The 15,394-nt window shown below is 42.1% G+C and carries 14 protein-coding genes; 5 read left to right on the top strand and 9 right to left on the bottom strand.

The genetic code is table 11. From position 1 onward, the window contains the following. The first annotated feature begins 237 nt into the window (after positions 1–237). A complete protein-coding gene (locus tag GNF10_RS05675) occupies positions 238–795 on the top strand; it encodes a hypothetical protein (RefSeq protein WP_185584691.1) in 558 nt (185 codons plus the stop codon). A 77-nt stretch (positions 796–872) separates the two neighbouring features. Continuing rightward, entirely contained in the window at positions 873–1,517 is a 645-nt protein-coding gene (locus GNF10_RS05670; RefSeq protein WP_012410672.1) for a DUF3318 domain-containing protein, read from the top strand. A gap of 203 nt (positions 1,518–1,720) precedes the next feature. On the opposite strand, the gene GNF10_RS05665 is transcribed toward GNF10_RS05670, so the two are convergent. Then, positions 1,721–2,518 carry a 7-carboxy-7-deazaguanine synthase QueE gene (locus tag GNF10_RS05665; RefSeq protein WP_179075614.1) on the bottom strand — a complete coding sequence of 266 codons (798 nt, stop codon included), beginning with the start codon at positions 2,516–2,518 and terminating at the stop codon, positions 1,721–1,723. A 204-nt stretch (positions 2,519–2,722) separates the two neighbouring features. On the opposite strand from GNF10_RS05665, the gene GNF10_RS05660 reads away from it, so the two are divergent. Beyond that, positions 2,723–3,772 carry a sugar transferase gene (locus tag GNF10_RS05660; RefSeq protein WP_185584692.1) on the top strand — a complete coding sequence of 350 codons (1,050 nt, stop codon included), beginning with the start codon at positions 2,723–2,725 and terminating at the stop codon, positions 3,770–3,772. A gap of 121 nt (positions 3,773–3,893) precedes the next feature. On the opposite strand, the gene GNF10_RS05655 is transcribed toward GNF10_RS05660, so the two are convergent. The 8 genes from GNF10_RS05655 to GNF10_RS05620 form a co-directional block, all read right to left on the bottom strand. After that, positions 3,894–5,348 carry a YcjF family protein gene (locus GNF10_RS05655; protein WP_185584693.1) on the bottom strand — a complete coding sequence of 485 codons (1,455 nt, stop codon included), beginning with the start codon at positions 5,346–5,348 and terminating at the stop codon, positions 3,894–3,896. Between the two features lie 42 nt (positions 5,349–5,390). Then, the gene (locus GNF10_RS05650) at positions 5,391–5,873 is read right to left on the bottom strand and encodes a group I intron-associated PD-(D/E)XK endonuclease (protein ID WP_185584694.1); all 483 of its coding nucleotides are present in this window, start codon (positions 5,871–5,873) and stop codon (positions 5,391–5,393) included. Positions 5,874–6,306: 433 nt separating this feature from the next. Then, complete coding sequence (locus GNF10_RS05645; protein ID WP_185584695.1) at positions 6,307–7,260, bottom strand: asparaginase; 954 nt, start codon at positions 7,258–7,260, stop codon at positions 6,307–6,309. Between the two features lie 89 nt (positions 7,261–7,349). Beyond that, positions 7,350–7,850, bottom strand: a complete 501-nt coding sequence (locus tag GNF10_RS05640; RefSeq protein WP_185584696.1) for a CGLD27 family protein — start codon at positions 7,848–7,850, stop codon at positions 7,350–7,352. Next, positions 7,847–8,305 carry a ribosome silencing factor gene (gene rsfS / locus GNF10_RS05635; RefSeq protein ID WP_185584697.1) on the bottom strand — a complete coding sequence of 153 codons (459 nt, stop codon included), beginning with the start codon at positions 8,303–8,305 and terminating at the stop codon, positions 7,847–7,849. Before rsfS ends, GNF10_RS05640 begins: the two co-directional genes overlap by 4 nt. A gap of 319 nt (positions 8,306–8,624) precedes the next feature. After that, complete coding sequence (locus tag GNF10_RS05630; RefSeq protein WP_185584698.1) at positions 8,625–9,755, bottom strand: HAMP domain-containing protein; 1,131 nt, start codon at positions 9,753–9,755, stop codon at positions 8,625–8,627. Between the two features lie 218 nt (positions 9,756–9,973). After that, positions 9,974–10,645: a response regulator transcription factor gene (locus GNF10_RS05625; RefSeq protein WP_185584699.1), complete on the bottom strand. Its 672-nt coding sequence runs from the start codon at positions 10,643–10,645 to the stop codon at positions 9,974–9,976. 6 nt (positions 10,646–10,651) lie between these two features. Beyond that, positions 10,652–12,226 (bottom strand): cell wall metabolism sensor histidine kinase WalK, encoded by a 1,575-nt coding sequence (locus GNF10_RS05620; protein WP_185584700.1) that lies wholly within the window; start codon positions 12,224–12,226, stop codon positions 10,652–10,654. A 555-nt stretch (positions 12,227–12,781) separates the two neighbouring features. Here GNF10_RS05620 and GNF10_RS05615 point away from each other — a divergent pair. Both GNF10_RS05615 and GNF10_RS05610 read left to right on the top strand, forming a co-directional pair. Continuing rightward, positions 12,782–14,068 (top strand): glycosyltransferase family protein, encoded by a 1,287-nt coding sequence (locus GNF10_RS05615; RefSeq protein WP_185584996.1) that lies wholly within the window; start codon positions 12,782–12,784, stop codon positions 14,066–14,068. Positions 14,069–14,120: 52 nt separating this feature from the next. Continuing rightward, a complete protein-coding gene (locus tag GNF10_RS05610; RefSeq protein ID WP_185584995.1) occupies positions 14,121–15,392 on the top strand; it encodes a glycosyltransferase in 1,272 nt (423 codons plus the stop codon). Positions 15,393–15,394 lie beyond the last annotated feature (2 nt).

Below are 15,394 nucleotides of genomic sequence, written 5' to 3'. Positions count from 1 at the left end.
ATTTATAAGAATATATTTAGCGCTTCTTTAAGAATTAGCAAAAGAACCCCAGGAAATCTTATTCACAGCCCAGCATGAAAATCTGTTTATCTTATTTCAATGCCCCATGCCCCATACCCCATGCCCTAATTGCATACTTTGATGCGATCGCTTGTAGCCACACCAACCTAAACAACTACCCCTAGCAGGTTAAACTAGGTCTGGTAACAACTGCTCCACGTTCCTTATGAGGCTTTTATGGGAGCTAACCTCAAACAGATTGCCAACTATTTAGACAACCTTGGTTGGGACTACCGTTTTGATGATGAAGAAGACCGGATAATAACAGGTGTAGAAGCCGATAACCTAGAAGATTTTCTGATAGTTGTCCAGTTGGATGAAGAGGGAAAATTTTTTCGGGTATTCGCCCCTCAAGTTCTGTCAGGAATTCAAGACCACCCTCACAAGGGGGTTATCCTACAGACGATGCTTGCCATTTCCTGGGAAACCAAAATGTTGCAATGGGAGTATGACCCATCCGATGGTGAAATTCGTGCCATTATTGAGTTTCCTCTAGAAGACTCGATTCTCACAGAAAAGCAATTTCACCGTTGTCTGAGTGGGTTAATTCAGATTGTAGATGGCATAGCCATACCTCGCCTCAAAGAAGTGATGGCAACGGGTCTTGATCCGGGGAATATAGAACTTGGCGAAAGACTGTTACTCACTATCCAAGAAGAAGCTCCAGGATTGCTAGATTTGCTAGAAAAGGCAATGGAGGCACGGAAAAAGCGAGGAAGTTTTCCCAACGACTGAGACGGATCATCACTTAAATAGCTATACTCCAAAGTGATACCCTCACTATATACTGAAATTTTCTGGGGCTGGATATTATGACATCCTATGCAACCTCCTCTGCTAAAGCGGAAATGAGTGAACTACGGCGGTTGAAAGGCTTACTACCGCCAGAATTACAGAGCTGGGTCACGGTTGAAGGCACAACTGAGGTCAATCCACCCCTGGTTCGTTGCGAAGAAATTGGTAAAGACCAGGTAGAAATTCAAATTGACTTGGTGAAATGGGATGCCCTCGCAATGGATCAGCGTAATCTGCTGTTCTGGCATGAAGTTGCTCGCGTTCAAAATGACACAATTCCTAAAGATGGTTGGGAAATGGCAGCATTAGCCATCGGTTTAGGTGGTGCTGTCGGCGAATTGTGGGTACAAGATGGATTGCTGCTGGTGTTAGCTTTGTCGCTGTGTGGCGTGTCAGGCTGGCGACTGTACCAAAAGAATAATGGGGAAAAGCAACTAAAAGAATTGCTCAATGCTGATGAGAAAGCGATCGCTTTGGCAACTCGTTTTGGTTATAGCCTCCCCAATGCCTACAAGAGTCTCGGTAGCGCCTTAAAAACCCTGATTGACAATACTCCTAGCAAGCGCCAACGGTCAAGATACGAAGCAAGACTATCTGCCCTCAAACGCAGTGCTAATAAGGCAAAAGCTAAATCCAAAACTCCAGATGAAGGCGGGTTGTAATTTAGGGGAGACGCGATTAATCGCGTCTCTACAATTAGGAGTGAAATCTAAACTTCAAACTCCTCACTCCTAATTCTGCCTTGGACTGGGAATGTCTACTGAGGGGCTGCTGCCCTGCTGATTAGCGGCAGCAATGCCCATTTCACAGAATCTTACTTTTTTCTTGACTACATCTTTATCAAACTCAAATTTTACAGAAGCTTTTACAGTTGGTTCAGCATTTTATGCGTCTGAGGGATCACACGCACGTGCTTGACAAACCCCTTCATCAAAGCTTGCCACGTTAAAACTTGATCGGCGGTAGGCGCAAGCATAAGTGTTGGGGAGAATTGTTCAGATACTGCTAAAGGCGTAACAGGTTGTAAAAATACTGAGATATCTGGACTAACCTCTGCCACCAACGAAGCTGAACGTTCTAACTCGGCTGGATCTGTGTTTTGAGACACAATTATCTTGACAAAAACATTTAAATATGAGTCATGACATAATTGGAGAAATTTAGCATGTTCTTGCCAATGGCTTTCGCCGCTAACACTAGGCAATTTGAAATCCATACCCACAGAGTCTAGATAGGGAAGAATCATCGCTAGTTGTTCTGAGCGATGCCCGCCAGTTTCTAAGTATATGGGTAAACCAGTTATGGCTCGCACTTGGGGTAGAAACTGCGTTAGAAATGGGGCATGAAGAAGTGGTTCACCCCCAGTTAAGCTAATGCTATCGTGTAGACAAGGTAGATTTTGCTGTTCCACCCATTCAATTAATATGGGTAATGGAACAGGGTTAGAGTGGATTTCAAAGTCGCGCAATCCAGGCGATCGCTCTATCCGACAAGTAGCAGGTGCATTCCAAGTGTGGGCACTATCACAAAAGTGGCAGCGCAAATCACACAATGCAAAACGAATAAATATTTGACGTGTCCCTACATTCAGTCCTTCCCCTTGAATGGCAGAAAAGACCTCAACTAGGCGTGCGGTAGGTGTAACCGTAGTTTTAGCAATCATTTGATTTGATGAGAGCAACGCGATCGCGCTGCGTCGACACAACAGCAAGGATGTTTCTTGGCTTCTTGTTCTATTGTGAATCGTCGCTAGCGATCTCCAATCTCAGCCCCGGTAAAGAAAAATTAGTCCTTATTACTACTGATTCTAAATATTAGGTTAAGTAATTTTGTAGGACAAAATAATGTTTGGCAGATTACATTATACATGGCAACGAAAGTGCAGAGCTTCATGACTAGCCAACCGACAGAGGTCGATTTTCCAGTTAATTCCCTAAACGACACGGCTATAATGCAGGTGCCCGCGCGGTTGAGCGTGCTGGAGGCTTTAGACTTTAAGCAAACCTGCCAAAGCTTAATTGGGCCCAATTCACATCCAAAACAGATCATCATTGACTTTCACCAAACTACTTTTATGGATAGTAGTGGTTTAGGTGCCCTAGTCAGTAATTTTAAATACGCTCAGACTAAAGGAATTACATTAACACTGCGGAATGTAACACCTCAAGTCATGGCAGTCTTAAAACTCACGGGATTGGATCAAGTTTTTCCCTTAGAGTCGGTTGACGAAGGATTACTAATAGAACCAGAAGACTTAGTTGATCATCGGAAGACAACTTCTCGTAAAGTAGAGCCGTTACCCACTACTCACCCTTCTGTAGCATCTTGGATGAAAAGGTTCTTAGATATTGTCGGGTCTGTGGTTGGTTTATTAATTACAGGAGTTTTGTTTATTCCGATTGCGATCGCTATTCAAATTAACGATCCTGGCCCTATTTTCTTTAGTCAAACCCGTTGTGGTTGGATGGGAAAGCGGTTTGAAATTTGGAAATTCCGTTCCATGTGTGTGGATGCAGAAGCAAGGAAATCCCAAGTAAAAAACCAAGTGCAAGGTGCATTTTTCAAGAATGAAAATGATCCCAGAATTACCAAGGTAGGGCGCTTTTTACGGCGAACTAGTCTTGATGAATTACCGCAATTTTGGAACGTCCTCAAAGGAGAAATGAGTTTAGTAGGCACTCGACCACCTACACCCGATGAAGTGGAACGTTATGAAGTACCGGAGTGGCAACGTTTAGATGTGAAGCCTGGTATGACTGGCGAATGGCAAGTCAATGGACGGTCTACAGTCCGTAGTTTTGAAGATGTAATTCGCCTAGATTTGCAGTATCAAAAAAATTGGAGTTTGGTGTACGATTTAAAGCTAATTTTCAAAACTATAACTATTCTATTTAATAGAAACAGTGGCGCTGTTTAGCTAACTACCCTTATTCACAATTGTTTGGTAACTCCCAACTTTCGCAATAATTATTAGATATACCCAAGCCCATAATCGGCTTGGGTAAATTTTAGGTTTCTAAAGCAATAAGTAAGTGAAATTATCCTACAGCCTTCTGAATACCTACAACTTCAACCTGCTGCACTTCTGGCAACAAACGCTTCACGCCTTGCTTAACAAATCCCTGCAAAAAACCAATCTGCTGATTTTGCTGAAAAACTTTTTGCAATGTTTGCCGCAAATTCTCCAAATTCAAACCAGTTCCAGAATCTATTGCTATTTCCTGCTGTTGGAAATATTCAACTAGACTTAACCCTGCAACTCTAGTCAGATAAGCTGCACTTACTCCCTGCACTACGCCACCAGCAACAAAGGTAACGGCATTACTTTTAAGAACAGTACTAATCGCCTTTGTAGAAAGTTCAACTAAACCCAGTTTCAGCATCAAACTTCCCATTGTTCCAGCTACAGTTTGTGCTTGTTCTAGGGAAAACTTCTGCTGATAGATATTACCCAAATCCATTACCATTTGAGCATTAATTGCCGCAGTCGCTAGAATATCAAGGGCTGGAACTGGGTTAGCAAAGGCAGCAGCCGCAGCTATCCATTGATATTGTTCAATAATTGGGATAGCGCGATCGCGTCTGGTTCCATTCAGCCAGTTTTTCGCCTCAGCTTTCAACAACCCGGCTTTCCTCATGGTTGTTACCCAAACCAAGCGTTGTCTTTGCTGTGCAAAAACTTCACCCAAATGCTGAGTCAACTGCTGGATATCTGCTGTTGGTTGTTCCATCCACTCTTGCACAGCACCATCAGCCTCATGCTTTCGGACTTTGATGGCTATGGGAGAGGCGGCTGTTGCAACTACATTTCCCTGCATTCGCTGTTTCAATGACAGCAAGATACTGGCGCTTTCATCGGCTAAATACTGGTCTTGTTTGTTGAAAACCAGGATTGTCGGCTGATTTGCTGCTTTTAACTGCTGTAAGGTTTGAAATTCTGAGTCTGTCAAATCACCGTTTGTCAGAAATAGAACAAAATCTGATTTTGCAACTTCTGCTAAAACAGCTGCATCTGAATTGCCACCCGTTTCTCTAAATAAAGGTGTTGTCTCTTCTAAAGACACCAAATTTTGTATCTCTATTTGCTTTAAAGCTTGAATTAAGGTACTTTTACCTACGGATTTACCGCCAGTCACAGCCACTTTAATTTCTTGTCTGTCTAATTCCAACAACAATTGGGCAATTTGTTCTCGCAGTGTCTGTAACGCCGGATGGTTTTCTGATTCTTGTGCCAGTTGGTTAATTACAGTTTCAGTTTTAGCGATCGCACTTTCCACAGTCGCCCGATCTACGAGCATATCATTTAGCTGCTTTAAACTGTCTTTCGGGCGATTTTGCTGGAATAACCACAAACCACCGCCTACAGCTAAGGCACTCAACAAACCAAACTCACCCACCTGCACTATCGAATCGTGCCAACTGTCCAACATCCACAGAGAAAAGGAAAGTCCCAATCCTCCCACTAAAATTGGTCGCTGCAACTTCACAACCATGATTCTCCGCGCCTTTTAGATGGCTATTTCTTCCAGAATAGATTAAATTCCTGCTTCTGGGAATTTAACAGGCGATCTAACACAACTTTCTTTACCTATAGATGCCTGTAAAATTAACTCCCAAGCATTTCTATATTGTGCTGAACGCGTTTTGCGCTGTCGTTTTTCAGCCTCAACAAGATGTACTTCGCTCCCATAATCTATGAACACATCTACGGGGAAGACATAGAATAGATCAAGTTTTTCTATATATACTAAGGCAAAATCAAAGTCTGATAGCTGATATACTTCTCGAACCATCAGCCGCCGATTGGTTTTAGTACGGCGATTATCTACAACATAATTCCCAGAAGGCTCATCCAACCAAGCGTATTTGACTTGGATTTTAATTATAGTTCCCTCTACATCAAATGCTAGATCGTAAGCTAGGCGATCGCCAAAAGGTTTTAAAACTCCCCAACCACGCTTTAAGGCATGAAGAACAGCAGCTTGTTCTGCTATGTCTCCTCTAAGCTTTGTGTCCATCTGCAAAATAAAAATAATAAAATAAAACCCCAGAATCTTTTCAAATTCGGGGGTTTTATTTTAATTTGGTGGCGGGAAGTGGATTTGAACCACTGACCTTCGGGTTATGCTTACCAACTACAACTTTCGTTGCCCAGTTATACTGGTTTGTGGTCTGGACTGTCCCTTCACCCTCGTCATTATCGTTAGGGTGTCTGCCTTCCAGTCTCTACACCTTCTCCATTCCTGGAGCTTGGTTCGGGATTACCGCGCTATTGGCTTCCCCGAGTTTGACAGATAAACGCACATAAGTTTCTTTATGTGCCGCCCATAGCAAGATTAACTAATAAGCGTGTAGTTAACTTTGCCCGTTGAGCCCGACGAGCTACCAGGCTGCTCTATCCCGCGTTGCTCTCGACTTATTTATAATAACCTATAGTCAAGAGTTTGGCAACTATAAAAACGATAATTCTCCAATTACTTCTAAACGCGTGTATTTTCCCAAGGTGGCAAATTTTTCTGAGAGGCTTTCGGCGGCGCTAGGACTAATCCAACCCATTTGCTTGAGTAAATGAATAGCAACGGCATGTTTTGCTCGTTTTGTCCCATCCATGACTTTGATTGCTAATCCCAAGCCTTCACCGAGTCTACCAATGCACTGAACTCCTTCAGCACCACTTTTACTAACCAGTTCTCCTGGAGTTAAGCGCATTAGTTCGGTATCAAATTCTCCATCTCCTGCTACCATCGCGGGGTGATGAGTCATAGCCCGAACGATGCGCTCCATATCCAAATTGGTACTAGAGGCTAGCAGCGCATATAAAGATGCCATGTGACCGAGTTGCATCAAATAAGTTGGTGCGCCACAGTCATCATGAGCGCTGATAAATTCTGCTGCTGGCATTCGCAGCAACTCTGCTACTTTGCCCAAAATCAATTGCTGTATTGGGTGCTTGCGATCCAAGTAGTTATTCAAGGGCCAACGGCGTTGCTGACAAACAGCTAACATTCCCGCATGTTTTCCAGAGCAATTGTATTCCAGAGGACTGTGCTTACCTTCAGGAATTGGACACTGGAGTATGGTGGGGTCAAGATCAGCCCGCCACAGGATGTTAAACACCTGTCGGACTTGATCTATTCTTCCTTTATGGGAACTTGTCATAATCGCTAAGTCGCGATCGCTGAGTTGATAACGTTCCAGTGTACCTGTGGTAGTGACTGCGAGTGCCTGAAATGGTTTGAGGGCTGAACGGATAAATGCAGCAGTTTCAGAATTGCCGGCAACGGTTAGAACGCGTCCCCGATCGTCGCATACTACAGCCTGGACTATATGCCTGGATTCAATAATACCTTCCCGCAGCAACCGGACTTCCAGTGCTGTGGCTTGAGTTCGTTTTCCCATTGTCATGGGTTTATATTTATCACCTTTTTTTAATTAATTTAGTCATTGGTCATTAGTCATTAGTCCTTAGCTAATGACCAATGACTAATGACTTTTTAAAACAAATGCCAAACTATCGTACCAGTAACGTACATTCCCGCCAAGCCAGCGAAGGTAAATTGCAATCGCCGCAATATGGGTTTGATTTCGTATGCAACAATTAAGCGATCGCGGTTAAGGATTTCCTGTGGTTTCGTCCAAGTTTGGCCGTCGTACCAGCCGGACTCTTCATAAAATACTGTGGGACTGCCAAGGCGATCGCACACGTAGAACCAGCCTAAGTATAATCTTACCAGTGCCAGTACGACCCCGACACTGGCTGCTGCTGCACCACAAAGGATAAAATGTGCAATATACTTGTGGGGAGGAAAACTTGCTGCTGCCACAGGTGCTGCGATCAGCCAAGATAACCCCCAAATCCAAGCTATTTTCGTGATATACTCGCGCAAATCTAAAGTGCTATCACGAAACAGCCAGGAAGTTTTTAACTCTTCGTACTCATTGAGCGGTTGTTGGTCTGTGGGAACTGGGCAATTTGAAACCGAAGACCTAATCATGTTGGCTTACCTTCACCCTCATCAGATTCTGGAAGGGAAATACGTTCTGCATGAATCCAGAACGCTTCTAAATTATAAAACTCCCGTTCTTTGGGCATCATAATGTGAACGATCACATCACCATAGTCTTGTAATACCCAACTCCCCTCTAGTTTTCCTTCTGTCCTTATGGGACGACGTTGCAATTCAGTTTCAACTTTTCCTTCAATTGCTTGAGCGATCGCTCTGACTTGTACCCTAGAATAGCCAGTCATCATCACAAAGTAATCCGCTAGGTAAGATACCTCTGCTACTTTTAGCAATATAATCTCACCTGCTTTGCGGTCTGATCCAGCAACTGCTATCGTTGCAGCTAATTTTCCGCTCTCCTCTTCGGTATGGGCGTGGCTCTTAACCACACTCTTCGTCAGTGGAACGGATTGTAATGGGAAATTTCCTTGGAAATAATCAGTCATTAAACCTCAGGTGCTTTTTTTCTTTGGAAACAATTGTTTACATTTACTTACAAATCACAAACAATTGATCTGAAAATGTGTCAATAGGTTTTTTTGAATACTAACAAAAAAACGGCAGCCTATGGGGTCTAGTTTGATAATTCACTGCTTAGAATTTTGACAATAGCAATTAGCAGTTGCGGATGGCTATTGTGTAGCGATAAATTAACGAATGGCTTTTTGGCAAGGATTTCTGGTGAAATATAGTGTTGCCACACTGGGGATTAATTGACTATTTGGGGTGACATCTAGGCAATTTCCGGGCCAAAAGATTTATTTTTCAGCTTTTATCGGCATTTTCCTCAGTTTCTCCAAGTTGAACTTGAGTACGTTGCAATTCCTCTAATGCCATCTTTAAGCTGAGATTTTTCTCATTTAACTCCCGTGTTCGTTCGCGTACTTTCTCTTCTAGTACCTGGTTGTATACTTCTAGCTGTTCGTTAGCAGCATTTTGGACTGTGATCAGTTGCTGAACTTCCAAAATTAAACGATTGAGCGAATTAGCCAAGATCCCAACTTCATCATTAGTCGTTACGGGTGCTTGTAAATCAAAATTAGATTCCTCTGTAACCTGTTGAGCAACATGAGTGACTGCTTGAATAGGACGGGCAATGGCCTGACTAGTGAAAATTGCTAATAATGTGGCGATCGCGATCGACACTAACAAGCTGCCTAAAATAATATTTAGACGTAATTTTTCTGCCCTTCGTAGTTCCCAATTTGCTTGCTGATACTCCTCGGCTATGACTTCAACAAGGTTTGTGATGTCATCGAGAAAATCATCAATCATAAAAATTGATGAGCTATGCATGAAATTGAACAGTTGAGTTTGTGCTGTCCTAATTTCGTTTGGTGATAATTTACTGGGATTGCGATCGTTAAACAGAACCTCTGTGCGCTGTAAATAAGTATCAAAGCCTTTGTGGGTCTGCAACAAGCGATGAACAGCTTCTTGTTCAATTACAGAATCATATATGGTGAGGTTCTCAATACTGTAGTTAGTTTTGAACTCAAACCAAACTTGTCTAGCTTGCTCAACATAGTTAAGTAACAAATTATATTGTTCTTGCCATCTTTTTGGTTGATCGATGTACAAAATCAGCTTGTGTTGGTTGGTACGAACACGAAACACGCTGGTTTTCAGTTGATACATCTTATATAACTCTTCAATCGCCGCCTCTTCGCGCTTCTGTGCTTGTCGCTGGTAATAATCTGCAATCAGAAACCCTATGCTAGTTCCCAGTACAGCAATGCTTACAATTAGTGCATATCCAATGCCAATCTTTTGACCAACTTTGAGATGGCTGAACCAATATCTAGAATTGCTTGTGTTTGGACTGGAGTTATTTGATTGCAAAGAGCTATTTGATCGACCAAAAGCCAGATCCTCGAAGTTGTGATGCTGTTTCATAATCAATCACGACCTTGATGAACTTGAATGCGTTCCAGTCGAGGAGTAGGCAGATCAGGGGGATAAGGGACTTCCAAGAAATAAATTATCCAAATAAACGAACCACAGAGGCGCAGAGAACACAGAGAAAGAAGAGATAGAGAGAATTTTTGCGTTAGTTTTGGGATATTGTTTTATTTGGAAGTCCCTAAAGGGGAGAATTCTTCACTCAGCACTTATTACTCCGTTCGCAAGCGATAACCCATACCTCTAACTGTCTCAATCAGTTTGCTGCCTAGTTTTTTACGGAGATAACCGACATACACATCGACAATATTAGAACCTGGGTTGTAGTCGTAACCCCAAACGTAATCGAGGAGTTGTTCTCGACTTATGACTTGCCCTGGATGGCGGCAAAACATTTCTGCCATAGCAAATTCACGAGCAGGTAGTTCTATTAAGCGATCGCCTATTTTCACCTGTCGAGTTCGCAAATTAAGGTACATATTACCAGCTTTGAGGATAAACTCTTGGGCATCTCTGGCAGGTCTAGTACTTCGCAACCGTAACCGTACCCGCGCCAACAGTTCTTCAAATCGGAAGGGTTTGGTAACGTAGTCATCTGCACCTCCTTCTAGCCCAGCAACTTTGTCGTGAATATCACTTCTAGCAGAGAGGATAATCACAGGTATGTCTTCTCCCTGTCCGCGCAGTTCTTCGAGTACTTGAAATCCGTCTTTTCCCGGCAACCCTAAATCCAGAATTAACAAGTCAAAGGTTCCACTTTGCATTACATCTAGCACATACAACCCATCTGTCAGAATTGTTGTTGTGAACCCTTGCGATCGCAATCCTTTTTGAATAAATGAGGCAATCCGGGGTTCATCTTCAACGATGAGAATGTTGGGCATAGATACTCATTTTTTGGGGGGATCGAGGGGTAAAACGATGGTGAACATCGAACCTGTTCCTAACTGACTACGAAGTAATACTTGTCCAAAGTGAGCCTCTGCGATCGCTCGGACGATAGAAAGCCCAAGTCCAGCACCCTCTGAACGACGGCGACTGTTGTAAGATCGGGCAAAGCGTTCAAAAATTCGTTTTTGATCAACCAGTGGAATGCCTTCGCCTGTATCGCGTATCCAGAAGCGCACCTTTCCTTTGGCGATCGCTGAACCTATGGAAATAGTATCACTCTGCCTAGTATGCTGAGTAGCATTTTGGGCTAGATTCATCACGGCTTCGGTAATTCTTTGTCGGTCAACAACAATCTGACCTTTAGCTACAGAGTCTAGTTGCCAGTCCCTCTCTGCCAGTGCTTGAGCTTTAACAAATAATTCTTTGGTTAAATCTGCCACATTTACTGTTGCTACCTGTAAAAAGTCTGCGCGTTCTGCTTTTGCCAGCAAAATCATATCATCAACCAAACGACTCATCCGGTCTAGTTCTCCAATGACCAGCGTTACAGTTTCTTGTTGTTCTTGGGGATCATCTCCCATCAGTTCTAGGTGTCCGCGAACAATAGTGATGGGAGTTTTCAGTTCGTGTCCAGCATCGTTGACAAACTCACGTTGGCTAGCAAAGGCTGCTTCTAGTCTGTCCATCATTTCATTGAATGTCTTTGCCAGTTCTGCCAGTTCTCCATTACCTCGCGCAGGCAGACGCTGAGTTAAATCTGACTCACTGATAGCATGAGCCGTAGTTAAAATTGTCCGCAGAGGAGCAAGTATCCGCCCCGCAGCTAACCAAGTAAGGATTAACGACACTACAAACACTAAGCTGAAAACTTCAATAATTACAGCGGCTGCTTTTAGAGCTTCTGTCCTTTCCCCGGTAGTATTGTGGGCAACAACAAAGACTCCCCGTGTTTGTCCATTAATAGTAATGGGTTCCACCATGTAAAGGATATTACTAGCATCAGGGGCAAAAAATTCTTGTTCTCCCTGTTCTGGTTGGGTCTGTTTTGCCCACCGTCTCATTAGTAATGAGTCTCTGGCTAAAAGCTTAGGGCGTTTGCTAGGACTAGATTTATAAAAATCACCATCTATAAAAGTGATAAAGTAAGATTCCTCTTCTGGCCGCCGATACAATAAATAAGCTTTAAAAAGTTTGATTAAATCTTCTACAGAAGCTGGAGCAGTAATTTTTTCGTCTCCAGAGAGTAAGGAGTTAAATTGCTTTGACTCGTTCAATATTTCTTCTGATTCATAATTTGTGAGTCTATTTTCTGTAACAAACTTTTCACCCTTAATCAACGCCTTGAAAGCCATCATGTTTGCTTCTATATCTTGACGAACACGCTGATTTATACGCTGGTAGAGTTGATAGCGAAATATCGGGATGGAAATGAGAAACGTTATTCCTAAAATCAGCAAATACCAGAGCAAAATTCGGGTGCGTGCTTCTCCAAACACTTGCTGCCAAACTAAAATTAAAGGAGATACTTTGAAAACAGACAAGCGATCGCAAAAACGCTTTACCACATTGCTCATTTTTACTCATCCTTATTTGAGATAGTTTAAATTCATATTTTGTTTGCCAAAAATTAATGTTAATTAAATTTACTACTCATCTGTTAAAGTTAATTTAGTTGCTCAAATAGTGAAAGTATTTACATAGCTATTTGGGTTTTAAACCAAGTTGTTTACCTGAATAAAATTTTGATTATCGACCTTTTTTATCAGTCTTTAAATCTTAGAATTAAGCTTTTCTATATATCAATTAGTTTTTGATGAGAGAATTTTCATCAATTTTTCATGCATTTTTCATAAAAAATTGATAGGTTATTAAGTAGCTTTTAACTTCCGTTAATAAACCGATAACTTAATTTTAAGCATGAGCTTGAAATTTGATTTTTACAAAGGAGAATATTATTAAGTTGATGAAATATCCGCATTTTATTACAAAATAACTATGAATACTCAGAATATTTTTCTTTTTTTTAATTTAAAAAACTAACTCAATATTTAAAAAACTACCTGTAATAAAATTGCTAATTAAATTTGCAAGTCGTCAGCCACCAGATTAAAACTTGGTCAGGAGTACAGATGAAAAACTTTTTACCCCCCGTTAAAGAAATAGCACGAACGTCGGCTAATTTAGCGTCTTCAGAGATTAGTAGTTTATCTAGAAATCCTCGTAAATGGCGCATTGCTTTATATTCGCATGACACAATGGGACTGGGACATAAGCGCCGTAATTTGTTGATTGCTCAAACTTTAGGATGTTCAGACTTAGAAATTGATGTTTTGCTGATTAGTGGAATACAGGATGCCAGCAATATAACAACACTACCAGGAGTTGATTGTTTGACTTTACCTGCTCTGCACAAAAATATTGATGGGCAATATCAGGCACGACGATTGGATCTATCATTGCAGGAAATTATTACGCTGCGATCGCAAGTTATTCTTACCACCATCAAAACTTTTAAACCCGATATTCTGATTGTGGATAATGTACCGCGAGGAGCGGTGAGAGAGCTAGAACCAACACTAAATTATTTACGTACCCAAGGAAAAACGCACTGTATTTTAGGTTTACGAGATGTGTTAGATGATCCTACTTCTGTGCATCGAGAGTGGAAAAGAATAGCTAATGAAGAGGCGATTCAAACCTACTATGATGCGGTTTGGGTGTATGGTGATCCAGCCATTTATGACCTAGCACAGGAATATCATTTCAATCCGAAGACTTTAGCCAAATTACGCTACACTGGCTATCTTGACCAGCGTAACCGCCTCAAATTCGTAGATATGGATAGCGTTCAGGCATTGAAATCACTGAATTTGCCATCTGAACGATTCGTATTGTGCTTGGTGGGAGGCGGACAAGATGGAGCGCGTCTGGCAGAAAGATTTGCTTGTGCTGAATTACCACCAGGGATGAGTGGGATCATCTTGACCGGGCCGTTCATGCCGCGAGAAGTACAGCAACAGCTTCAGAAGTATGCTGCTAAACGTTCTAATTTGCGGGTATTGAAATATTTAGCGGAACCGACGCTATTGCTGAATCAGGCTGAACGCATCATTACTATGGGTGGTTACAACACAACTTGCGAATTGCTGTCATTTCAAAAGCGATCGCTGATTGTACCTCGAATCAAGCCCCGTCGAGAGCAATTTATCCGTGCCGAACGCTTACAGGCACTTGGTTTAGTTGATATGCTACACCCAGATCATCTGAAACCTCAAGCATTGACAGATTGGTTAATGCAAGAAGGTGAGCCGCCACAAGCCCGTAATTGTATCGATCTTGATGGACTTACCCGCATTCCCCAATTCGTAAATGAAATACTAATCTCTGCTAATCATTCATCCCAACAAGCTTCTTGAAAGGAGATGGGGAAGCCTAAAAAACAACCTTCTTAATTATGAATTACGAATTATGTCAATCCGTATTGGTTACATTCTTAAACGTTATCCCCGCTATTCTGAAACCTTTGTCGTCAATGAAATTTTGGCTCATGAAGCGGCAGGTTTAGATATTGAAATTTTTGCTTTGAGGCCACCGTGTGACACTCACTTTCAAAATATTATTTCCCAGGTACGTGCTACCGTCAACTACATTCGTAAGCCAATTCAAGGCCGCATGAGTGAATCCCTAAATAGTCTTACTCCCACAGCAGCAAGCTATTTTTGGGCAGAATTACAAGAAGCCAGTAAAGTTATTCCAGATTTTTGGTCAAAGTTGGTATTTGCTCAAGGTGAACAAGCTAGCACCGTTTACCAAGCTGCATGGCTAGCACGGGAAACCCGAATCAAAGGCATCACCCATTTGCACGCTCACTTTGGCACTGTCGCAACCAGTGTAGCTCGGTTAGCATCTCACTTTACGGGCATTCCCTACACCTTCACCGCTCATGCTAAAGACATCTTTCATGAAAGCGTTGAATTCGAAGATATGCAACGTAAGCTCAAGGATGCTGCCACTGTCGTAACTGTCAGTGACTATAACCTCAATTATTTACAAAAGACTTATGGTACATCTGTAAAACGAGTTCAACGCATCTACAATGGCTTAGATTTACGACAATTACAATATTCTTCTCCGATTGATCGTCCTCCATTGATTCTCTCAGTCAGTCGATTAATTGAGAAGAAAGGGCTATCTATATTGATAGATGCTTGTGCGATTCTGAAGCGAATAAATTGTGATTTTCAATGTCAAATTGTGGGAACGGGATCATTAGAAGCTGTATTACAACAAAAAATCCAAGATTTAGGGTTGCAATCTACTGTGGAAATTGTCGGCCCACGTCCCCAAAATGATGTATTTCAATTGATGCAGCAAGCTGCTGTGTTTACCGCTCCATATATTATCGGACAAGATGGCAACCGGGATGGTTTACCTACAGTTTTACTCGAAGCGATGGCATTGGGAACGCCCTGTGTGAGTACAGATGTAACTGGAATTCCTGAATTAGTGCGCGATCGCCAGACTGGATTAATTGTCCCACAACATGATGCCGAGAAATTAGCGATCGCACTTCAAAAACTCCTTACCAATCCCGCCTTGCGAGTCAAGTTGTCAACCCAAGCCAGACAATTAATTGAATCTGAGTTTGACATTCATCGCAATAGCGCAGCATTACGAGCAATATTCCATGCGGCTGAACCGAATGCTGCCATGACTTTAAAAGTAGTTCAGGAGGTTTAGAG

It is taken from the genome of Nostoc sp. UCD121 (assembly GCF_014222285.1).
In the GTDB taxonomy this organism is placed as follows: Bacteria; Cyanobacteriota; Cyanobacteriia; order Cyanobacteriales; family Nostocaceae; genus Nostoc.
Note: the sequence above shows the minus strand (reverse complement) of the source record. Positions and strands in the feature narration are given on the sequence as shown.